The sequence below is a fragment of the Streptomyces sp. NPDC048441 genome (assembly GCF_043200235.1).
GTDB lineage: Bacteria > Actinomycetota > Actinomycetes > Streptomycetales > Streptomycetaceae > Streptomyces.
Map to the genome: position 1 here is coordinate 489,491 of NZ_JBICXM010000001.1, position 21,014 is coordinate 510,504.

The window sequence follows — 21,014 nt, forward strand, 5'->3', positions numbered from 1 at the left end:
GTTACCCGTACCCCGTCGCCGTCAGGCTCGGTCCCATGACATCGACCACCCCGACCACCGCAGCCGACCCCGCTGATTCAAGTCCCGTACTCAGTAAAGCCCCTGGCACTGACAATCGCCGTGGCCGACTGCTCGCGGTCGTCATCGCCGCTCAGTTCATGGCGCTGCTCGACGCCTTCATCGTCAATGTCGCCGCGCCCACCATCCGCACTGAACTGGGCGCGTCGGGCGCCGGGTTGCAGCTGGTGATCGCCGGATACACCATCGCGTACGCCGTGCTCCTGATCACCGGCGCCCGGCTCGGCGAACGCCTCGGCCACCGCCGTGTCTACCTCGTGGGGCTCGCGGTCTTCACCGCCGCCTCACTCGCCTGCGGACTCAGCCAGGGCACGGGCGAGTTGATCGCCTTCCGGCTGTTGCAGGGCGCGGGCTCGGCGCTTCTCATCCCGCAGGTGCTCAGCCTGATCCAGCGCAACTTCACGGGCGAGGCACGGACGAAGGCGCTCGGCGCGTACTCGGCCGTGCTCGCCATCGGGGCCGCCGCGGGGCAGGTGCTCGGCGGAGTCCTGGTCAGCGCCGATCTGTTCGGTACGGGGTGGCGGCCGGTGTTCCTGGTGAACGTGCCGGTGGGTGTCGTGCTCCTGGTGGTGGCGCGGCGGGTGCTGCCGCGTGACGTCTCCCGGGAGCCGGGGGAGCGGGCGCGTGGTCTCGATCTGCCGGGCCTGGTGCTGCTCGGCGCCGCCGTCTCGCTGCTCACCGTGCCGCTGGTGCTCGGGCAGGAGGAGGACTGGCCGCTGTGGTCGTGGGTCTCGATGAGCGCGGCGGCGGTCCTCTTCGTGCTCTTCTGCGCGTACGAGTCCCGGCTCGCCCGGAGCGGCGGGGCGCCGCTGATCTCGCCGCGGGTCCTGCGCATTCCCGGCATGGGCCTCGCGGTCTTCCGGATCGCCGCCGTGATGTCCGTCAACGCGGGCTTCCTGTTCGTGCTCACGCTGCACCTCCAGGGTGGCCTCGCCTACAGCGCGCTGCGTGCCGGTCTCACGTTCGCGCCGACCGCGGTGGTCTTCGGGGCGGTCGGCCTCACCTGGCGCCGCTGGCCCGTGGTGGCCCAACGGGCACTGATTCCTGGCGGGTTCGCGCTCACCGCGGTGTCGGCGGTCACGGTGGGCCTGCTGCTTCGGGAGGGCGGGGAGGGCGGACTGTGGCTGTATGCGGCCTTCGTGGGCATCGGCGCGGGCCTCGCCCTCGGGTTCAGCCCGACGCTCACCCGGGCGCTCTCCACGGTGCGGCCCGAGGACGCGGCGGACGCCAGTGGCCTGCTCTCGACGGTCGCTCAGCTCGGCCAGCTGATCGGCGTGGCGTGTTTTGGCGCACTCTTCCTCAACCGGCTTGAGTCACAAGGGGCTCCGGGGGCGTATTCATCGGCGGACGCGCTTCTTGTGTGTGCATACGCACTGGCCGGGGTGGCCGCGCTGGGTGCCGTGTCCGGACTGGTACGACTGCGTCGCTGACCGGGTCGCTCGGGCCGTGGCAGAATCGGACAGCCGGAGGGGGACCGCACCAGACCACCGATCGTGACCCGACGGGAGGGAGAGCGATGCCTGCGAGCATCCCCGATGGGGCCAGTGGCCTCATCGAAGTGGCCGCGCCGTGCCGCGCCGCCACTCCCTTCGCGGCGATCGCCCACCTGACCTGTCCGTCCTGCGGTTCGTCCCATGTCGCCCAAGTGCTCGGCGACAACGGCGGTGTCTCGTACGTGTGCACGGCCTGCGGCCGCAGCTGGAGCTGATCGATGGGTGCACACAGGCGGAAGTGCGACTGGTGCGGCAGTGGTACGCCGATCGTCCGCGACATGGAACCCGTCAACCAGGACTACCAGTACTGGTGCGAGGAATGCGCGCGGGCGCTGATCATAAAAGGCGACCCCATCGAGACGTACCGCGAGCTCGAAGGGGAGCCGATCTATGGTCGGCTGCTCGACGAGCACTGCACGCTCAAGCGCTTCTACACGTTCGCCACGGCTTGATCCGCCGGCGGGTCCGACGGCCGATTCCTTGCAGCAGGAACGCGAAAGCGGTCCCTACGTAGAGAGCGGACAGCGTCATCTCGCCATAATTCTGGCCGAGTTCAAGCCGTCCCACGCCGTGCGGAACCCACCACAGGGCGTAGGAACAGAAGACCAGGACCACGGCCGCGGTGGCCGCCCACCGGGCCCGGCCGCCCCGGTGCGCCGCGTCCGTCCACATGAGCAGCCCCATCGGTACGCACCACACCCAGTGGTGCGACCACGACACCGGGCTGACCAGGAGCGCCGTCACCGCGCAGGCCACCGCTGCCAGGGCGCGCTCCCCGCGCAGTGCGGCGGCCACCGAGACCGCGAGGCCGAGCACACCGGCCGCGGCTGCGGCCACCACCCACCAGAGGCCCGGTTCCGCGGTGTGCAGAAGCCGTGCGAGCACCCCGCGCAGCGACTGGTTCGCGGTGTCCTCGGCGAACCCGACCCGGCCCGCCTCGAACACCATCCGGGTCCAGAAGCGCCGGGAGTCGTACGGCAGGACGGCGGCCGCGAGCAGCGTCGCGCCGACGAACGTGACGGCCGCCACGCTCGCGCGCCGTACGGGTTCCCGCCACTGCCCGTGCCGTGCCGCCTCCGCGGCACCGCAGAGCAGCAGGAACACCGCGAAGAGCGCGGGCGTGAGCTTGATCGCCGCCGCGACGCCGATGCCCACCCCCGCCCAGCGGTGGCCGGGGCGCCGTGACAGGTCCCACAGGACCAGGGCGGCGAGCAGCAGATTGATCTGGCCGTAGCGCAGGGTCGTCCACACAGGCTCCGCCCAGACGGCGAGCGCGGATACCCACAGGGCGGTCTCCACGCGCGCGTGCCCGGTGCTCGGGACGGGCCCGACGAGGCGGAGGGCGAGGTGCGTGAACGTCACCAGGAGGGCCAGGTTCCCGACGGTCGCGAGCGTGCGCATGTCCGCCGTGTCCAGGAGCGTCAGCGGGGTGAACAGGAGCGCGGCGAACGGCGGGTAGGTGGTGGGCAGATGGGCCTCGGTGGTACGCAGCGCGTAGAGGTCGCCGCCCGCGCGTACGGTCTCGCCCTCGGCGCGGTAGACCATCAAGTCGATCATCGACACGTCCGCAGCGCGCTGCGCGAGCCAGAAAGCCGTGAAGGAGAGCAGGCAGACCCCGGCGGCGAAGGGCACGCGGCGGCGGGCGCCGGCAAGCGCGATCACGGTCACGAAGGCTGACAGTACCGGCCGTATCAGTACAGACCGGAAACGATTTGGTGGAGCACGGGGAGGACCGTGTAATGTTTGCGGAGTCGCCGGGGGAACCGGGCGGACAAACAAGGGGCTATAGCTCAGTTGGTAGAGCGCCTGCATGGCATGCAGGAGGTCAGGAGTTCAATTCTCCTTAGCTCCACAGCAGATGAGAGCGGGCCACCCGGATCGGGTGGCCCGCTTTCGTGTGTCTCCTTGTGGGCTATGAGCGCCCGCTGCCGAGTGCCCTGCGGCCACGGCCACGGCCCGGTGGCAGCGCGAGCGGCAGTGCCGTGCGCGGCGAGGGCACGGACGGGTCCTCCTCGATGCGCAGCGCGAGTGCGGGACAGCGGCGTACGGCACGTTCGGCACGCGCTTCGGAGTACCGCGGTACGGACGCTTCCGCTACGCCGGGGAAGCCGTCGGGGCCCAGCTGGATCAGCTCGGGGACGATGTCCGCGCACAGGCCGTGCCCCTGGCAGAGGGTCCAGTCGACGGCGAGCCTGCGACCGCTCGGGGCCTCTCCTTGCGGGACGTCTTCCTGGAGTGGCAGGACGCCCTCCACGGGGCGGCCGCAGCCGCCGCCGAGCACGTGCGCGGCGAGGTCGTCCGTGAACGCCGAGATCGTGGAGTCGATGAAGGCCGCGGTGCCGTCCGGGTGTTTGCAGGCGCCGCGTCGCTTCACGGCCCGTGTGACCTCACGCAGCGCCTCCAGGGCGGTGGGTCCGCCGCCGTTCAGGACGTCCGCGAGGCCGCGGGCGGCGGCGGGGAGTCCCAGGTAGCAGGGGCCGCACTGTCCCGCGCTCTCGCCTGCCAGCCAGTTCGCCACGTGCAGCGACTCCCCGAGCGGGCAGGTGCCGGGCCCGATCGGCAGGATCGCGCCCGCGCCGAGCGCGCCCCCGCAGGCCTCCAGGGAGGCGCGTGAGACGACCGCGTCATGGGCGGTCATCGCGTCGAGCCACTTGCCGTGATAGCCGCCCGTCAGGACGCCCTGGGGGAGCGGCGGGGCACCGGCCAGCTGTAGGACGTACCGCAGGGGTACTCCGGTGGGGACCTCGACCACCATGGGCCGCGCGACGGCTCCGGAGACGGTGAGCAGCACTGTGCCCGGCTCTTCCCGCAGGCCGGTGCGGCAGTAGCGGTCGGCGCCGATCCGGGCGGCGACCGCTAGCTGGGCGAAGGTCTCCGCGTTGGACAGCAGCGTGGGCGCACCGCCCACTCCGGAGTCGGAGGTGCGGACCTTGCGCCCCGGAGGCATCGGCGGGCCGCCGTCCGCCGAGCGGACCAGGGCCGAGGACTCGCCGGTCACCATGCGCACCGGATTGCGCTGCACGCGCGCGCGGATGCTCGATCCGCGCCGGTTGGTGAGGCCGCGCTCGGCGAGCGCCGAGAGCATCGAGGACTCGGTCGAGTCGCGGGTCACGCCCACGACGAGCGTGCGGGCACCCAGGGCCTCGGCGGCAAGGAGGGCGCCGTCGAGGATGAGGTGCGGTGCGCGGTTGATCAGGACGGTGTCCTTGCGGCAGGCGGGTTCGTCCTCGCTTCCGTTGACGACGACCACGGGGCGCACTCCGCGACGTATCGCCGCGTCGGCGACCGACCGCAGCTTCTTGGCGAAGGGGAAGCCCGCGCCGCCCCTGCCGCGCAGTGCGATGTCCTCGGAGAGGGTGGCCAGGGACTCGCCCGCCATGGGTTCGAGCGGCCCGTGCACCTTGAGGTGCATCGCGAGGTCGAGGCGCTCGACCAGGTCGAAGCCCGAGGTCAGGAGCGGAAGCCCGACGACGCGGACCTCGGGGACATCGGGCAGCGACGCGTTCACTTGGGGCCTCCGGTGGCGGCGTTCCAGGGCTCGCCCGAGCTCGGCGCCTGGAAGGTGTGGGGCAGCGGCTCGGTGGCGGGGCCGCTGTCGTACGGGGCTTCGTACGGGGAGTCGTAGGAGCGGTAGGGGGTGTCTCCGGAGTCGTACGCCGTGTCGTACGAGGTGTCGTACGGGATTCGGGGGGCCTCGGCCGGGGGAGGCGGCGACGGGGCCGGCCAGCGTGGCGGCGGCGGGTCGGTGCGGGGGATGACCTCCGTGGGCTGGTTGGTGGAGGCGAGCACGCGGTAGGCCGCCGCGATGCCGACCACCGGGGGCGGGCCGGACTCGGGTTCGGGGGCACGGCCGGGAGCGGCGGCCGTGCCGGGGAGCGGCGATTCAGCGGTGTCCCGGCGGACGGGCTCCCTGTTGCGCGCTCTGGTCTCCGGTTCGAGTACGGCCAGGATCCGGGCGGCCACCTTCCGCTTGACCGGGAGCGGGGACGCGCGCAGGGCGACCGCTCCCGCGACGGAGATCAGGCAGAGGCAGTACAGGGCGATCACCCACGGCTTGGGCGCGCGTCCCGCGTACAGGCCGTGGATCAGCGCCGAACACCAGGCGGGGTAGGCGAGCATGTGCAGCGCACGCCAGCGCGACGCGACCTGGGCCGGCGACGCGAAGGCGCTGCGCAGGGCTCCGGTGATGCCCGTGACCACCATGAGGAGCCCGGCGAGCGAACCGAGGCCGATGAGCCCGTCGCTGCCCGAGAAGCCGAGCCCGAAGGGGATGAGGGCGCCGACCGGCGACACATGGTCGAGCGCGAGTTTGACGGTGACGTGCAGCAGCAGGAAGCCGATGGAGGCGACCGCGGTGGCCCGGTGCACGGCTTGGGCGAGCAGTCGCTGACGGGAGTGCAGGAAGAGGCGGTCCGTGGCGACCAGGCCCCACACGACGGCGGCGGTGAGGGAGACCAGGGACAGGACTCCGGTGGTGAAGTCGAGTGCGGCGCGGAAGGCGTCACTTCCGACGATGACGAGCAGGGGTATGAGGAGCAGTGCGGCCGTGGCCAGGACCCCGCGGGTCGTTCTGCTCGGTTCGGGGAACGCGGGGAGCGAACGGCTTGCGCGGCTCGTGCGACGTGTGCGGCCCGCGCGGCTCTTGCGATGAGGGTTCAGAGGGTTCATGGGGGCGACTCCGAAATGGCTCGATCGCCGCATGTTAAGTGGCCGCATACCAGTGAGTACGAGGTTTGAGTTATTGCGTTGTTATAAAAGCGCGACACGATCTTGGTGTTGCCCCGATAGTGGTCGGTACGCGGAGTAACCCTTGGCCAAAGGTCGGGTTCCGGGCCTCCGGTGGACCACGGGCCGCCGTGGAGCGGCCCGGCGGAACCTCGTCGCGGGCCGCGCGAGCGCTGCGGTACCCTGACGCCATGCGTGCCGTACGCCTTCTGCTTAGCGGGCCGCGCTGATCAGTCCCGACCGCCGGAAAATCGCGGTCGGCATCGGCGCGGCGTCCCCTCCTGTGTGAGGGGATTTTTCATTTGGCCGGGACGGTCATTTCCGCAGGCAGAGACGATCGATGGAGCTTTGAGGATCATGAGCGAGACGAATTCTGCTGCCGCCTCCGAGGTGGCAGCTCCGCACCGCTACACGGCCGCTCTGGCCGCCGACATCGAGGCTCGCTGGCAGGACTTCTGGGACGCGAACGGCACGTACGAGGCGCCCAACCCGAGTGGTGACCTGGCCGCGGACGGTGCCGCGCAGGCCGCGCTGGTCGCCAGGCCCAAGCAGTTCATCATGGACATGTTCCCGTACCCCTCCGGTGCGGGCCTGCACGTCGGCCACCCCCTGGGGTACATCGCCACGGACGTCTACGCGCGCTTCCAGCGCATGACGGGCCACAACGTCCTGCACACACTGGGCTTCGACGCCTTCGGCCTGCCCGCCGAGCAGTACGCCGTACAGACGGGCACGCACCCCCGGGTCTCCACCGAGGCCAACATCGAGAACATGAAGGCGCAGCTGCGCGGTCTGGGCCTGGGCCACGACAAGCGCCGCTCCGTCGAGACGATCGACCCGGGCTACTACAAGTGGACCCAGTGGATCTTCGTACAGATCTTCAACTCCTGGTACGACGCCGACGCGCAGAAGGCCCGCCCGATCGCCGACCTGGTCGCGCAGTTCGACAGCGGTGAGCGGGCGGTTCCGGGCTCCACGCGCGCGTGGAGGGACCTGGACGCCAACGAGCGTGCCGACCTGCTGAGCGAGTACCGCCTGGCGTACGCCTCCGACGCGCCCGTCAACTGGTGTCCCGGCCTGGGTACCGTCCTGGCGAACGAGGAGGTCACCGCCGACGGCCGGTCCGAGCGCGGCAACTTCCCCGTCTTCAAGGCCAAGCTGCGCCAGTGGAACATGCGCATCACCGCCTACGCGGACAGGCTGCTCGACGACCTGGACGCCCTGGACTGGCCCGAGGCCATCAAGCTGCAGCAGCGCAACTGGATCGGCCGCTCCGAAGGCGCCCGCGTCGACTTCCCCGTCGGCTCCGAGGGCGGCGACGCGATCACTGTCTTCACCACCCGCCAGGACACGCTGTTCGGCGCCACCTACATGGTCCTGGCGCCCGAACACGAGCTGGTCGACAAGGTCGTCCCCGACGCCTGGCCCGAGGGCACTCACGAGACGTGGACCGGCGGGCACGCCACCCCGGCCGAGGCCGTCGCCAAGTACCGCGCCTTCGCCGCGTCCAAGTCCGACGTGGAGCGGCAGGCGGACGCCAAGGAGAAGACAGGTGTCTTCACCGGCGTCTACGCCACCAACCCGGTCAGCGGCGAGCAGGTCCCCGTCTTCATCGCCGACTACGTACTGATGGGCTACGGCACCGGCGCGATCATGGCCGTCCCGGCGCACGACAGCCGCGACTTCGCCTTCGCACGCGCCTTCCACCTGCCGATGCACTGCGTCGTGGAGCCGTCCGACGACCGCGGCACCGACACCACGACGTGGGACGAGGCCTTCTCCTCGTACGAGGCGAAGCTGGTCAACTCCACGAATCAGGAGATCTCCCTGGACGGCCTGGGCGTCGTCGACGCCAAGGCGCGCATCACCGGCTGGCTGGCCACCCGCGGCATCGGCGAGGGCACCGTCAACTTCCGGCTGCGCGACTGGCTGTTCAGCCGCCAGCGTTACTGGGGCGAGCCCTTCCCGATCGTCTACGACGAGGACGGCATCGCCCGCTCGCTGCCCGAGTCGATGCTGCCCCTGGAACTGCCGGAGGTCGACGACTACTCCCCGCGCACCTTCGACCCGGACGACGCGGACACCTCTCCGGAGACGCCGCTGTCCCGCAACGAGGACTGGGTCAACGTCACCCTGGACCTGGGCGACGGGCCCAAAAAGTACCGCCGCGAGACCAACACCATGCCCAACTGGGCGGGTTCGTGCTGGTACGAGCTGCGCTACCTGGACCCGCACAACGACCAGAAGCTGGTCGACCCGGCCATCGAGCAGTACTGGATGGGCCCGCGCGAGGGCCAGCGGGCGGGCGGCGTCGACCTGTACGTGGGCGGCGCCGAGCACGCGGTGCTGCACCTGCTGTACGCCCGCTTCTGGTCGAAGATGCTGTTCGACCTGGGGCACATCTCGTCCAGCGAGCCGTTCCACAAGCTGTACAACCAGGGCATGATCCAGGCCTACGTGTACCGCGACAGCCGTGGCTTCCCGGTGTCGGCCACCGAGGTCGAGGAGCGTGACGGCCAGTACTTCTTCGAGGGCGAGCCGGTCAAGCGCGAGCTGGGCAAGATGGGCAAGTCCCTGAAGAACGCGGTCACTCCGGACGAGATCTGCGAGGAGTACGGCGCGGACACCCTGCGCCTGTACGAGATGGCGATGGGCCCGCTGGACGTCTCGCGCCCGTGGGACACGCGCGCGGTGGTCGGCCAGTACCGCCTGCTCCAGCGGATGTGGCGCCTGATCGTCGACGAGTCGACCGGCGAGGTCACGGTCGATGACGTCGCGGAGTCCGATGTCGCGGAGGGCACGCTGCGCGCCCTGCACAAGGCGATCGACGGCGTGCGCCAGGACCTGGACGGTATGCGGTTCAACACCGCCATCGCCAAGATCACCGAGCTGAACAACTACCTGACCAAGGAGGGCGGCGCGCTGCCGCGCTCGGTCGCCGACCGTCTGGTGCTGCTGATCGCGCCGCTGGCCCCGCACGTCGGCGAGGAGCTGTGGCGCAAGCTGGGCCACACCGACTCGGTGGTCCACCAGGACTTCCCCGTGGCCGACCCGGCGTACGTCGTGGACGAGACCGTGACCTGCGTAGTGCAGATCAAGGGCAAGGTCAGGGCGCGCCTGGAGGTCTCCCCGTCGATCTCGGACGAGGAGCTGGAGAAGGTGGCGCTGGGCGACGAGAGGGTCGTGGCGGCGCTGGACGGCGCGGGCATCCGCAAGGTCATCGTGCGGGCGCCGAAGCTGGTGAACATCGTTCCGGCGTAACGGCACGCGAGCGGCATAGGGGTAGTCCCCTACGGGCAGGTTGGGGGTTCCGCTGGAACCCCCGGCCTGCCCTTTGCGTTTACCGTTGAAGGGTCGGTGCGGAACTCGCCGCAGGACTTGAGAGGAGCGTCATGGAAGCCGTGATCGCCGTCGTGGCGCTGCTCGTCGTGCTGGCACTGGCCCTTGGTGCGTACGTGACGGTGAAGGCGATCGGAGCCGCGAAGCGCGGCGTGGACCGCACGATCTCGCAGGCGCGTCGTTCGGTGGAGGACACGACCCTGCGTGCGAAGAGCTTCGCGCAGGTGGGCACAGCTGCCGAACTGGCCCAGCTGCGGCTCTCGTTGCGCACGTCGATGCGGTCGACGCAGGACGCCCTGCGGGCAGGCGTGGCCGAGGACGTCTCGCTGAAGGAGTCCCTCGGGCTCTTCGAGCGGCTCAGCGCGCATGGGCACGAGCTGGACGACGAGCTCCGGCGCCTCGAGCGGGACCCCGACAAGGCGTCCCTGTCCGAGCGGCTCCCCGGGCTGCGGGAGCGCACGGAGCAGATCACGAAGTCGGCGGACTCGCTTCGGTGGGTGGTGCGTGACCGGGCACACCATTTCGCGGACGACGACCTGGACTCGCTGAGCACCCAGATCGACCTGGAGACGGGCGCACTGCGGCACTGGACCACGGAGCCGACGCCCACGCCCACGCAGACCCCCGCCTCGTGGCCCGAGCCCGAGCCGGCGGCGGACGCGGGCAAGCAGGCGGAGCAGACCTGGACGGAGCCTTCGCCACCAGAGCGGCCCGAACAGTCGGCGCCGCCCGCCATCACACCGCCGACGCCGCGGACCGCCTACCCCTGGGAGAAGCAGGCCAGGCCCGAGAGCACGACGTGACGGCGCGCGCGGCCTGGCACGGCAGGGGCCGCCGGGAGCACGACTGGCACACTGGTCGGCACGGGGTCGGGCTGCCGTCGTCGGGCCCAGGCAGGTAATCTCCACCGCATGTCCCGTCATGTCGCGATCGTCACGGATTCAACGGCCTACCTGCCGCAGCGGACGATGGAGCGGCACAGCATCACGTCGGTGCCTCTGACCGTGGTCCTCGGTGACCAGGCGCTCGAAGAGGGCACGGAGATCTCCGCCCGCTCCCTGGCTCTCGCGCTGCAGAAGCGGCGGTCAGTGACCACGTCACGGCCGAGCCCGGAAGTCTTCGCGGAGACCTATCGCAAGGTCGCGGACGCGGGAGCGACGGCCATCGTCTCGCTGCATCTGTCCGCCGAGTTCTCGGGCACGTACGACGCGGCGGTCCTCGCCGCGAAGGACGCGCCGGTGCCGGTGCGGGTGGTGGACACTGGAATGGTCGCGATGGCCCTGGGCTTCTGCGCGCTCGCGGCGGCGGAGGCGGCCGAGTCCGGCGCCGCGGTGGACGAGGCGGTGGCCGCGGCGGAGAAGCGGGCCGCGAACACCTCCGCGTACTTCTACGTCGACACACTCGACTATCTGCGCCGGGGTGGCCGGATCGGTGCCGCGCAGGCACTTCTGGGTTCGGCGCTCGCCGTGAAGCCGCTGCTCCAGCTGGACGGCGGGCGCATCGAGATGCTGGAGAAGGTGCGTACGGCGTCGAAGGCGATCGCCCGGCTCGAGGAGATCGTGGTCGAGCGGGCCGGGGCGGACCGCGTCGACATCGCGGTGCATCATCTGGCGGCGCCTGAACGGGCGTCCACCCTCGCGGACCGGCTCAGGGACCGGGTGCCTGGCCTTGCCGAACTGCATGTCAGCGAGGTGGGAGCGGTGATCGGGGCGCATACGGGGCCGGGGTTGCTGGGAGCTGTGGTTTCGCCTTGGTGAGGTGGGGCTCGTGTCGCGCTTTCGGGTGACGGAGTTATCCACAACTGCTGAGTAATCCACGGGAATTGACCAAGATCAACAAGAATCCGCCGCGGTGCCTAGCGTCGTCGGCATGGCACTTCGTTCACTTTCACGGACACATGTAGCGACTAGCGGGCCGGGGCGTGACCCCGCGTCCGACGGCCGGGCCTCGGGCGGCCGATCATCGGGTGGCAGCGCACGATATCGACATGCCCGCAGGCGGGCGGCTCGACGGGGACGTGCTTCGACGGAAGCGGGGGCGCGGGGGCGGGCGCTGCGGTTGCGTGCTGATGCGCTGTTTGCTGAACCTGAACGGGCGGTGGATGGCGAGGAGTTGAGGTCGGGGGCGCCGCCGGACGGTCGGGGCGTGGGGGGTGTGCCTGCGGCGCGGCCAGGGGAGGGGTCGCCGGGGCGGGGCCTTGCGTGGCGGCAGCTGGTGGCGGGGGAATCGCAGCAGCAGCTCGTTCCGCAGCCGCAGCCGCAGCCGCGGCCAGAGGCCGTGCCGCAAGGACAGCCGCGGCCGGTGGCTGTGCGGCAGCGGCAGCCGCAGCCAGAGCCAGAGCCGCAGCCAGAGCCAGAGCCGCAGCCAGAGCCAGAGCCGCAGCCAGAGCCAGAGCCTGTGCCAGAGCCGCAGCCAGAGCCAGAGCCAGAGCCAGAGCCAGAGCCGCAGCCGCAGCCAGAGCCAGAGCCAGAGCCAGAGCCTGTGCCGCAGCGGCAGTCGCAGCCGGTGGTGGAGCTGCAGCCACCGAGCGTGCCGCGACAGCAGTCTCGGTCTCGTTCGCAGTCGCAGCCACCGCCCTTGCCGCAACGACACCCGCAGTTCGCGTTGCAGTTGCAGCCGCAGGCCGTGCGGCAGCCTCAGGCCGTAGCGTCGTCTCGGGATCAGGCTCAGACAGAGGCTCAGACACAGGGGCAGGAACAAGCGGCCCACGGCCAGGTTCTGGCGCCGCCTCGGGGGAGCCCGCAGTCGCAGCCCCGGTCTCAACTCCAGCCTCGGACCCCAGCTCTGTCGCCGGTGGCTGGTGGTGAGCGGGGTTCGGTCCTGCGGGGGCGGGTGGGGCTTGCTGTGCGGGAGCGGCTGCCCCTGTGGCTCCAGCTGCGGTGTGGGCTCGAGCGGCGGAGCCTGGTCGCGCTCGCGGCGGTCCTCGTCCTTGCCGCGGCATTCGCCGCCCAGCACTTCTGGGCAGGGCGGACCCAACCGGTGCGGGCGCCGGACGTGGTGGCGGCGACACCCGAGCGGGGCGCTGAGCCCTCACCGTCTCCGGGAGCGCCTCCTTCGGGAAGCGGTGGCCGGTCGACGGCCGGTGCGGACGGGGTGCCCGCCGCCGTAGGCGCCATCGTCGTGGACGTCAGTGGGAAGGTCCGCAGCCCCGGAATCCTGCGGCTGCCCGCGGGTTCCCGGGTCGGCGACGCGCTGAAGGCCGCGGGCGGGGTCCGCCCCGGCACGGACACGGACGGTCTCAACCGCGCCCGCGTGCTCATGGACGGTGAGCAGGTGGTGGTGGGCGCACCGGCGGCGGCACCGGCGGCGCCCAGTGCGGGGGCCGGCCCATCCCCGGCGGCCGGGCAGCCGGGGATGGGCCCCGCCGCGCCGGTCGGCCTCAACTCGGCCACCGTCGAGCAACTCGACGGACTGCCGGGCGTCGGCCCGGTACTGGCCCAGCACATCATCGACTACCGCACGGAACACGGCGGGTTCCGTGCGGTGGACGAACTGCGCGAGGTCAACGGAATCGGCGACAAACGCTTCGCCGACCTGCAGAGTCTTGTGCGGCCATGAGGCCGACGCCCAGGGCGGCCGTGGTGCCGGGCGCCGCGACGGATCCGGCAGCCGACCCCGCCGTTCACGCCTCGCCCGGACGCCGGCTCGGGGACGCCCACCCCCGCCAGGAGGGCCCGGCGGACCTTCGCCTCGTGCTGCCCGCCCTCGCGGCCTGGGGAACGGCGGCTCTGGCGCTGGATGCCCCGCCCCGGTGGGTGATCGCAGCCGTGGTGGTCTGTGTGGCGGTGGTCGGCGCGCTGCTGGTGACGTGGACGGTGCGGGGCGGCTCGGCAGGCGAGGGACGGCAGCATGTTCGGGTCCCGGAGCGACGGCACCGCTGGGGGCGGGTCTCCGTGGCGGCGGTCCTCCTCTGCGCCGCGGCGGCAGCGACATCCGCGGCGCTGCACGGCGCCGACCTGCACCGCGGCCCGATCCCTGCGCTGGCCCGCCGATATGCCGCAGTGGAGGTGGAGTTGGAGGTCACCGCAGACCCCCGGCTCACCCGTCCGCGTGTCACGGGGGCCCGTGCTGTGCCGCCCTCCGTCATGCTGGAAACGGAGATCGTCCGGGTCACGTCGGCGGACGGCAAGACGTTCGTGACCCGCACCCCGGCCCTGCTCTTCGCTGACGACGGCGACGGCGACGGCGACACGGGACCGGATTCTGCCGCCCAGTGGCAGAAGGCGCGCTGGCTCAAGCTGCTCCCCTCGACCCGACTGCGCCTCAGGGCGCGCCTCGCGCCTCCCCTGCCGCAAGGCGACCGCATCGCGGCGGTGCTGCGGGTGACCGGAGGGCAGGCACCTCAGGTGATCGAGGCGCCGTCGGGGTCACAGCGCCTGGCGGGCGGGTTGCGGGGCGGGTTGCGAGAGGCCACGGACGGGTTGCCGCCCGACGCCCGAGCGTTGTTGCCCGGCCTCGTGGTCGGCGACACCTCGCGTGTGCCGCCTGAACTGGAAGAAGCCTTCAGGGCAACGGACCTGACGCACCTGCTCGCTGTGAGCGGGGCCAACCTCACGATCTTGCTCGCCCTGCTCATCGGCCCGCCCGGCCTTGCCCAGCGCGTCGAACGGCGGGGTATCGCGCCGCGGTTGGGGATCCCGCTGCGGGCGACCGCGCTGATCGGCGGCGCACTCACCCTCGGCTTCGTCATCGTCTGCCGACCGGACCCGAGTGTGCTGCGGGCGGCTGCCTGCGGGCTGATCGCGTTGCTCGCCATCGGGACGGGGCGGCGCCGGTCGCTGATCCCCGCCCTGGCCGCCGCCGTGCTGCTGCTCGTCCTGTACGACCCCTGGCTTGCCCGCAGCCCCGGCTTTCTGCTCTCCGTGCTCGCCACCGGAGCCCTGCTCACCCTCGCCCCGAGGTGGAGCACGGCCCTCCAGAGGCGCCGGGTTCCCCCACGTCTTGCTGAGGCACTGGCCGCCGCGGCCGCGGCGCAGGCGGTGTGCGCGCCCGTCGTCGCGGTCATAGCGGCACGGGTGAGCCTGGTGGCGGTGCCCTGCAACCTCCTCGCGGAGGTGGCCGTCGCGCCTGCCACGGTGTTCGGCTTCGCCACGTTGGCGGCGGCTCCGTTGATGATGCCGGTGGCCAAATCCCTCGCGTGGTGCGCCGGGTGGCCTGCGAGGTGGATCGCGGACATCGCCCGCACGGGAGCGGCTCTGCCCGGCAGCGGTGTCGACTGGCCCGGCGGCTGGCGAGGTGGTCTGCTGCTCGCGCTCGCCACGGTCGGCGTGGTCCTGGCCGGCCGCAGGCTGCTCCGGCACCCCTGGCTCAGCGTGACCTGCGCCCTGCTGCTCCTCCTCGCGATCGTGCGGCCCCCGCCCCTCACCCGGGCGATCACGGGCTGGCCCCCGCCGGGCTGGCGGTTCGCGATGTGTGACGTGGGGCAGGGGGATGCCACCGTGCTCGCGGCGGGGGACGGGGCGGGAGTGGTCGTCGACGCGGGACCCGACCCGGTGCTGGTGGACCGCTGTCTGCGATCACTCGGCATCACACGTGTCCCGCTGGTGCTGTTGACCCACTTCCACGCCGACCACGTCGCGGGCCTGCCGGGTGTGCTGCGGGGGCGGTCGGTCGGGGCGATCCAGACGACGGGGTACCAGGAGCCACCCGAGCAGGTGGAGTTCGTACGGGAGCAGGCGGCGGCCCATCGCATCCCGGTGACCCGTGCCGCGGCTGGGGAGCGGCGCCGCGTCGGCGATGGCGCCCTCGACTGGCAGGTGCTCTGGCCCTTGGCGGAGGGAGCGGGCTCAACAGCTGCCACTCCCGACGGTCCGAACGACGCAAGTGTCGCTCTGCTCGTCCGCTCGAGAGGGCTGACCCTGTTGCTGCTCGGGGATCTCGAACCGCCCGCTCAGCGAGCCCTGTTACGCACGCCTGCCGTGGCGGCACTGCCACCCGTGGACGTGCTCAAGGTCGCCCACCACGGGTCGGCCTATCAGGACCCCGGGCTCCTGCGGCGGGCCGCGCCTCGATTCGCTCTTATCTCGTGCGGCAGAGACAACTCGTACGGGCATCCGTCGCCCCGTACGGTCGCGGCCTTGCGGGCCGGGGGAGCGGAGGTGCTGCGGACGGACAAGAACGGCGCGATCGCGGTTGTCGGCCGGTCTCCCGAGCGAGCCGCACGAAGCGAAGGCGCTGGTTTGCGTCGAATGCCGCAACGGTGATCGAATGCATATTCGTGGAATGAGTTGTCAAGTTGCGCGGGGGTGTGTCGCATATGTTCGGCCGTTGGCTGGGAGACCGTACGAAGCGAGCCGGTCGGACGAATCGACCCGGTCGGACGAACCGGCCCGGTGGGGTCGTTCGGGCAGGTCGGACAGGGAGCCCCTTGTCCGCCGTGCCGGTTCCGCCCAGTGCGGGGGTGCTCAGCTGCCGGGTGCTCGACCCCGTCAATGAGCCCGTGCGACATGCGGAGTTCGCGGTCAGTGATGCCACGGGGCGGAAGGTCGTCGGTGGGGGACTCGATCCGTTCGGCTCGTTCGTGGCGGCCGTTCCGGCCGGCGACTATCGCCTGGCGGTCTCGGCGGAAGGGTTCACGCCGTACCGGGGGAACGCCACGGTCGGGGAGAACGCGCACGCCTCGCTCGGGGACGTCATGCTTCAGATAGCCAAGCCCCCGGCGCTGCCCGAGCCCGGTGACTGGGAGATCGACCCCCTGCACTCCTCGGTCGGTTTCACCGCGCGGCACATCGGGCTCGCCCGCATCCACGGGCGGTTCAACAGCTTCGCGGGCGCCATCCGGCTGGGAGAGCGCATGGAGGACTCCGCGATGCATGTCGTCATCGACGCGGCCTCCATCGACACCGCGGTGAAGATGCGCGACGACCATCTGCGGTCGGGCGACTTCCTCGACGTGGAGCGATTCCCGACGATGGAGTTCTACAGCGACCGCTTTGTGCACAAGGGCGGCAGCCGCTGGGCGATCACGGGTGGCCTGACGCTGCACGGCGTGACGCGCACGGTCACGCTCGAGACCGAGTATCTCGGGGTCGGCCGCGGTCTTGAGGGCGAGACCCGGGTCGCCTGCCGCGCCTCCACCGAGCTGCACCGCGATGACTTCACGATCACCTGGCAGACGATGCTTGCCCGCGGTATCGCCGCGGTCGGCCCCAGCATCACGATCGACCTCGACATACAGGTCCTGCGCAAGGGCTGATCCCGGTCGGGCAGGGACACCTGGACCTCAGGGAGCCTCGAGCCAGCCCTCGTACTCCGCCGCCAGTTCGTCGAGGGCCGCGCGGTCCAGGCGTCGGTCCGGGTCCTCGACCACGACGAGCCACTGGGCGTCTTCGGCGTCGTCCTCGCCCGCCAGGGCGTCACGGACGAGTTGCGGCTGCTCGTGGACGCCGAAGCGGTCGGGGAGTTCTTCGGCCACGTCCTCCGCGGCGTCGCGGTCGGGCAGCACCAGGACATGTCGTACGTCGGTCACCTGCCTATTCTCCGATACGGGGCGAGTCGCCGAGGAACCGGCTGTCAGTGCCTCGTGGGATGCTTTACCGCGATGGCCAGGAAGACAGATACCGCCGACCCGCTCGCTCCTCTCACGCTCGCCGTGGGCCAGGAGGACCTCCTCCTCGACCGCGCCGTGCAGCAGGTGGTCGCCGCCGCCCGTGCCTCCGACGCGGACACGGATGTGCGCGACCTCACCTCCGACCAGTTGCAGCCCGGCACGCTTGCCGAGCTGACCAGTCCCTCGCTCTTCGCCGAGCGCAAGGTCGTGGTCGTACGCAACGCGCATGATCTGTCCGCCGACACGATCAAGGACGTGAAGGCGTATCTCGGGTCGCCGGCCGAGGAGATCACCCTCGTCCTGCTTCATGCGGGCGGGGCCAAGGGCAAGGGGCTGCTCGATGCGGCCCGCAAGGCGGGGGCCCGTGAGGTCGCCTGTCCGAAGATGACCAAGGCCGCGGACCGGCTGTCGTTCGTACGGAGCGAGTTCCGTGCGCTTGGCCGTTCGGCCACCTCGGAGGCGTCCCAGGCTCTGGTCGACTCGATCGGCAGCGATCTGCGGGAGCTGGCTTCGGCGGTGTCCCAGCTGGTGGCGGACGTCGAGGGCACGATCGACGAGGCGGTCGTCGGGCGCTACTACACGGGACGGGCGGAGGCCTCCTCCTTCACCGTGGCCGATCGTGCCGTGGAGGGGCGGGCGGCCGAGGCGCTCGAAGCGTTGCGGTGGTCGCTGTCGACCGGGGTTGCGCCTGTTTTGATCACCAGTGCGTTGGCGCAGGCCGTGCGGGCCATCGGGAAGCTTTCGTCCGCGCGGGGTGGGCGGCCTGCCGATCTTGCCCGTGAGCTGGGGATGCCGCCCTGGAAGGTTGATCGGGTTCGGCAGCAGATGCGGGGGTGGTCTCCCGACGGGGTGGCGGTGGCGCTTACCGCTGTCGCGGCGGCCGATGCGGGGGTCAAGGGGGGCGGGGACGATCCGGAGTATGCCCTGGAGAAGGCCGTCGTAGCCGTCGCACGCGCGGCGCGGTCCCGTCGCTGACGTCGCTGAATCTTTCCCCCGTAAGACCGCCGGTTCGGTATCTGCGGGTAGCTCGTGGCTGGTCGCGCAGTTCCCCGCGTCCCTTGCGGGGCCCGTGCGCAGTGATGTCCGCGCGAGTGGTTCGTGGCTGGGCGCGCAGTTCTCCGCGCCCCTGACGCGGCCCCGGACACAGCAATGCCCCCGGAGTGGGCCGGGGGCATTGTCGCAGCGTGGCGTACTGCGTGGTCTGTCCGCGATTCGAGGTAGAGGGCTCGAATTACCCTCGCGGGAGGATTGATCAGCGCCCCGGCGAGCCGGGGCAAGGGTTTCAGCCCTGGAGGGTCGCGACCTTCGAAGCAAGCGCCGACTTCTTGTTGGCGGCCTGGTTCTTGTGGATGACGCCCTTGGAGACGGCCTTGTCGAGCTGGCGCGAAGCCTCACGCGTCGCCTCGACGGCCTTCTGGGTGTCACCCGCGGCAACGGCCTCGCGGGCCTTGCGGATCGCGGTCTTCAGAGAAGACTTGACCGCCTTGTTGCGCTGACGCGCCTTCTCGTTGGTCTTGATCCGCTTGATCTGGGACTTGATGTTCGCCACGAAAGAGCCTTTTCAGGTTCAGGTTCTGCAGAGGTACTGCAGATGAGTTGTTTGTTTCGCCTGTGCCTCAGAGCCCAGAGGGCCAGGAGACACAGCTGCCCAGATTACCAGTCGCGATGCGACCGGCCCAATTCGGGTGCAGGTCCTCACCCTGACCGGCCCAAACCGGGCACAGTGCCTCGCCCATGGGACCATGGAACCTACGTATAGATCCGACCCGAGGCGACAGGCGCCTCAAGAGACAGGACCCTGCGTGCCCGCGACCCCTAAAAATGTGCCCGCGCCGAGCCGTACCGACCCGGCTCTGATCCGTAATTTCTGCATCATCGCGCACATCGACCACGGCAAGTCCACGCTCGCCGACCGGATGCTCCAGCTGACCGGTGTGGTCGACCAGCGGCAGATGCGCGCCCAGTACCTCGACCGCATGGACATCGAGCGTGAGCGCGGCATCACGATCAAGTCCCAGGCGGTGCGTCTGCCCTGGGCCCCCACCGAGGGCCCCGAGCAGAGCAAGACCCATATTCTCAACATGATCGACACCCCGGGGCACGTGGACTTCACGTACGAGGTGTCCCGCTCTCTCGCGGCGTGTGAGGGCACGGTCCTTCTCGTCGACGCCGCGCAGGGCATCGAGGCGCAGACTCTCGCCAACCTCTACCTGGCGATGGAGAACGACCTCAAGATCGTTCCTGTGCTCAACAAGATCGACCTGCCGGCAGCCCAGCCGGAGAAGTTCTCCGAGGAGCTCGCCAACCTCATCGGCTGCGACCCTGACGACGTGCTGAAGGTCTCCGCGAAGACCGGCATGGGCGTCGAGGCGCTGCTCGACAAGGTCGTCGCCGAGGTCCCGCCGCCGGTCGGCGTCGCGGACGCGCCCGCCCGCGCGATGATCTTCGACTCGGTGTACGACTCCTACCGAGGCGTCGTGACCTACGTACGAGTGGTCGACGGCCAGCTCAACAAGCGTGAGCGCATCCGGATGATGTCCACCGGGGCCACGCACGAGCTGCTCGAGATCGGTGTGTCGTCTCCCGAGATGACCCCGTCCGACGGCATCGGCGTCGGCGAGGTGGGCTACATCATCACCGGCGTGAAGGACGTCCGTCAGTCCAAGGTCGGTGACACGATCACCTCCCTGCACAAGGGTGCGACCGAGGCCCTGGGCGGCTATAAGGACCCGAAGCCGATGGTCTTCTCGGGTCTTTATCCGCTGGACGGCTCGGAATACCCCGACCTGCGCGAGGCCCTCGACAAGCTCCAGCTCAACGACGCCGCGCTCGTCTACGAGCCGGAGACCTCCGCCGCCCTCGGCTTCGGCTTCCGCGTCGGCTTCCTGGGTCTGCTCCACCTCGACGTGATCCGTGAGCGGCTCGAGCGCGAGTTCGGGCTCGACCTCATCGCCACCGCCCCCAACGTGGTCTACCGCGTGGACATGGAGGACGGCACCGAGCACACGGTCACCAACCCGAGCGAGTTCCCCGAGGGCAAGATCGACAAGGTCTTCGAGCCGGTCGTACGCGCCACGATCCTCGCGCCCAGCGAGTTCATCGGCTCGATCATGGAGCTCTGCCAGACCCGCCGCGGCACCCTCCTCGGCATGGACTACCTCTCCGAGGACCGGGTGGAGATCCGCTACACCCTCCCCCTCGCCGAGATCGTCTTCGACTTCTTCGACCAGCTGAAGTCCAAGACCCGCGGTTACGCGTCCCTGGACTACGAGCCCACCGGCGAGCAGTCCGCCGACCTGGTCAAGGTCGACATCCTGCTGCACGGCGACCGGGTCGACGCGTTCTCCGCCGTCACGCACAAGGACGCCGCGTACGCGTACGGCGTGCGCCTCGTGGCCAAGCTGCGGGAGCTCATCCCGCGCCAGGCCTTCGAGATCCCCGTCCAGGCGGCCATCGGCTCCCGGGTCATCTCCCGCGAGACCATCCGCGCCATCCGCAAGGACGTGCTCGCCAAGTGCTACGGCGGTGACATCTCCCGTAAGCGCAAGCTGCTCGAGAAGCAGAAGGAGGGCAAGAAGCGCATGAAGATGGTCGGCTCCGTCGAGGTGCCGCAGGAAGCCTTCATCGCCGTGCTCTCCAGTGACGACAGCGGTCCTGGCAAGCCCAAGAAGTAGTCCCGGCAAGCCCAGGAAGTAGTTGTCGCCCCGTCCTGCACGGGCGTCACAGAGGCAGCACAGAGGCATCTCAAGGGGTCCGTCGCGCTCTTGCGCGGCGGACCCGTTCTTGTATGAAGTGACAGGCAGAAGCCCCTTACGCGGCGGGCTTCAGCG

General features: G+C 70.6%; 17 protein-coding genes and 1 tRNA gene. 12 read left to right on the forward strand and 6 right to left on the reverse strand.

Annotated elements, in window-relative coordinates; all coding sequences use genetic code 11:
- Positions 1 to 35: 35 nt before the first annotated feature.
- From ACGFSB_RS02155 to ACGFSB_RS02165, 3 genes are all read left to right on the forward strand, one after another.
- A complete protein-coding gene (locus ACGFSB_RS02155; protein ID WP_393392688.1) occupies positions 36 to 1,508 on the forward strand; it encodes an MFS transporter in 1,473 nt (490 codons plus the stop codon).
- A gap of 86 nt (positions 1,509 to 1,594) precedes the next feature.
- Entirely contained in the window at positions 1,595 to 1,786 is a 192-nt protein-coding gene (locus tag ACGFSB_RS02160) for a hypothetical protein (RefSeq protein WP_393392690.1), read from the forward strand.
- Between the two features lie 3 nt (positions 1,787 to 1,789).
- Entirely contained in the window at positions 1,790 to 2,023 is a 234-nt protein-coding gene (locus ACGFSB_RS02165; RefSeq protein ID WP_393392693.1) for a hypothetical protein, read from the forward strand.
- Here the strand turns inward: ACGFSB_RS02165 and ACGFSB_RS02170 are convergent.
- Positions 1,992 to 3,239: a glycosyltransferase 87 family protein gene (locus ACGFSB_RS02170; RefSeq protein WP_393392696.1), complete on the reverse strand. Its 1,248-nt coding sequence runs from the start codon at positions 3,237 to 3,239 to the stop codon at positions 1,992 to 1,994. The genes ACGFSB_RS02165 and ACGFSB_RS02170 overlap by 32 nt on opposite strands.
- Positions 3,240 to 3,350: 111 nt before the next feature.
- Here ACGFSB_RS02170 and ACGFSB_RS02175 point away from each other — a divergent pair.
- Positions 3,351 to 3,423 (forward strand) — tRNA-Ala (locus ACGFSB_RS02175).
- Between the two features lie 60 nt (positions 3,424 to 3,483).
- Here ACGFSB_RS02175 and ACGFSB_RS02180 read toward each other — a convergent pair.
- Entirely contained in the window at positions 3,484 to 5,079 is a 1,596-nt protein-coding gene (locus tag ACGFSB_RS02180; RefSeq protein WP_393392699.1) for an NADH-ubiquinone oxidoreductase-F iron-sulfur binding region domain-containing protein, read from the reverse strand.
- Positions 5,076 to 6,239, reverse strand: a complete 1,164-nt coding sequence (locus ACGFSB_RS02185; protein ID WP_393392702.1) for a cytochrome b/b6 domain-containing protein — start codon at positions 6,237 to 6,239, stop codon at positions 5,076 to 5,078. The genes ACGFSB_RS02180 and ACGFSB_RS02185 overlap by 4 nt, the downstream gene beginning before the upstream one ends.
- Positions 6,240 to 6,653: 414 nt before the next feature.
- Between ACGFSB_RS02185 and leuS the strand changes: the two genes are divergently transcribed.
- The 3 genes from leuS (at position 6,654) to ACGFSB_RS02200 (ending at position 11,392) form a co-directional block, all read left to right on the forward strand.
- Positions 6,654 to 9,557, forward strand: a complete 2,904-nt coding sequence (leuS, locus tag ACGFSB_RS02190) for a leucine--tRNA ligase (RefSeq protein WP_393392705.1) — start codon at positions 6,654 to 6,656, stop codon at positions 9,555 to 9,557.
- A 131-nt stretch (positions 9,558 to 9,688) separates the two neighbouring features.
- Positions 9,689 to 10,438: a hypothetical protein gene (locus ACGFSB_RS02195; protein ID WP_393392708.1), complete on the forward strand. Its 750-nt coding sequence runs from the start codon at positions 9,689 to 9,691 to the stop codon at positions 10,436 to 10,438.
- Between the two features lie 108 nt (positions 10,439 to 10,546).
- Complete coding sequence (locus ACGFSB_RS02200) at positions 10,547 to 11,392, forward strand: DegV family protein (RefSeq protein ID WP_393392711.1); 846 nt, start codon at positions 10,547 to 10,549, stop codon at positions 11,390 to 11,392.
- A 202-nt stretch (positions 11,393 to 11,594) separates the two neighbouring features.
- Here ACGFSB_RS02200 and ACGFSB_RS02205 read toward each other — a convergent pair whose 3' ends face one another.
- Positions 11,595 to 12,344, reverse strand: coding sequence for a hypothetical protein (locus ACGFSB_RS02205; RefSeq protein ID WP_393393868.1), 750 nt, complete (start codon positions 12,342 to 12,344; stop codon positions 11,595 to 11,597).
- On the opposite strand from ACGFSB_RS02205, the gene ACGFSB_RS02210 reads away from it, so the two are divergent.
- The 3 genes from ACGFSB_RS02210 to ACGFSB_RS02220 are packed head-to-tail and all read left to right on the forward strand — an operon-like array spanning position 12,261 to position 16,830.
- Positions 12,261 to 13,193 (forward strand): helix-hairpin-helix domain-containing protein, encoded by a 933-nt coding sequence (locus tag ACGFSB_RS02210; RefSeq protein ID WP_393393781.1) that lies wholly within the window; start codon positions 12,261 to 12,263, stop codon positions 13,191 to 13,193. The genes ACGFSB_RS02205 and ACGFSB_RS02210 overlap by 84 nt on opposite strands.
- Positions 13,190 to 15,838, forward strand: a complete 2,649-nt coding sequence (locus ACGFSB_RS02215) for a ComEC/Rec2 family competence protein (RefSeq protein WP_393392714.1) — start codon at positions 13,190 to 13,192, stop codon at positions 15,836 to 15,838. The genes ACGFSB_RS02210 and ACGFSB_RS02215 overlap by 4 nt, the downstream gene beginning before the upstream one ends.
- Before the next feature lie 53 nt (positions 15,839 to 15,891).
- Positions 15,892 to 16,830, forward strand: a complete 939-nt coding sequence (locus tag ACGFSB_RS02220) for a YceI family protein (protein WP_393392717.1) — start codon at positions 15,892 to 15,894, stop codon at positions 16,828 to 16,830.
- A 27-nt stretch (positions 16,831 to 16,857) separates the two neighbouring features.
- On the opposite strand, the gene ACGFSB_RS02225 is transcribed toward ACGFSB_RS02220, so the two are convergent.
- Entirely contained in the window at positions 16,858 to 17,103 is a 246-nt protein-coding gene (locus tag ACGFSB_RS02225) for a hypothetical protein (RefSeq protein WP_393392720.1), read from the reverse strand.
- A gap of 72 nt (positions 17,104 to 17,175) precedes the next feature.
- Between ACGFSB_RS02225 and holA the strand changes: the two genes are divergently transcribed.
- Positions 17,176 to 18,159: a DNA polymerase III subunit delta gene (holA, locus tag ACGFSB_RS02230; RefSeq protein WP_393392723.1), complete on the forward strand. Its 984-nt coding sequence runs from the start codon at positions 17,176 to 17,178 to the stop codon at positions 18,157 to 18,159.
- A gap of 307 nt (positions 18,160 to 18,466) precedes the next feature.
- Here the strand turns inward: holA and rpsT are convergent, their stop codons facing one another.
- Entirely contained in the window at positions 18,467 to 18,733 is a 267-nt protein-coding gene (gene rpsT / locus ACGFSB_RS02235; RefSeq protein WP_135334171.1) for a 30S ribosomal protein S20, read from the reverse strand.
- Positions 18,734 to 18,986: 253 nt separating this feature from the next.
- Here rpsT and lepA point away from each other — a divergent pair, with 253 nt between their 5' ends.
- Positions 18,987 to 20,858 (forward strand): translation elongation factor 4, encoded by a 1,872-nt coding sequence (lepA, locus tag ACGFSB_RS02240; protein ID WP_393392725.1) that lies wholly within the window; start codon positions 18,987 to 18,989, stop codon positions 20,856 to 20,858.
- Positions 20,859 to 21,014: the final 156 nt, after the last annotated feature.

Bases quoted from the DNA above. Each gene is read 5' to 3' on its own strand.
- ACGFSB_RS02220 (WP_393392717.1), top strand. From the start codon at position 15,892: ATGTTCGGCCGTTGGCTGGGAGACCGTACGAAGCGAGCCGGTCGGACG.
- ACGFSB_RS02160 (WP_393392690.1), top strand. From the start codon at position 1,595: ATGCCTGCGAGCATCCCCGATGGGGCCAGTGGCCTCATCGAAGTGGCC.
- ACGFSB_RS02200 (WP_393392711.1), top strand. From the start codon at position 10,547: ATGTCCCGTCATGTCGCGATCGTCACGGATTCAACGGCCTACCTGCCG.
- ACGFSB_RS02165 (WP_393392693.1), top strand. From the start codon at position 1,790: ATGGGTGCACACAGGCGGAAGTGCGACTGGTGCGGCAGTGGTACGCCG.
- holA (WP_393392723.1), top strand. From the start codon at position 17,176: ATGGCCAGGAAGACAGATACCGCCGACCCGCTCGCTCCTCTCACGCTC.
- ACGFSB_RS02215 (WP_393392714.1), top strand. From the start codon at position 13,190: ATGAGGCCGACGCCCAGGGCGGCCGTGGTGCCGGGCGCCGCGACGGAT.
- ACGFSB_RS02195 (WP_393392708.1), top strand. From the start codon at position 9,689: ATGGAAGCCGTGATCGCCGTCGTGGCGCTGCTCGTCGTGCTGGCACTG.
- ACGFSB_RS02155 (WP_393392688.1), top strand. From the start codon at position 36: ATGACATCGACCACCCCGACCACCGCAGCCGACCCCGCTGATTCAAGT.
- ACGFSB_RS02185 (WP_393392702.1), bottom strand. From the start codon at position 6,239: ATGAACCCTCTGAACCCTCATCGCAAGAGCCGCGCGGGCCGCACACGT.
- leuS (WP_393392705.1), top strand. From the start codon at position 6,654: ATGAGCGAGACGAATTCTGCTGCCGCCTCCGAGGTGGCAGCTCCGCAC.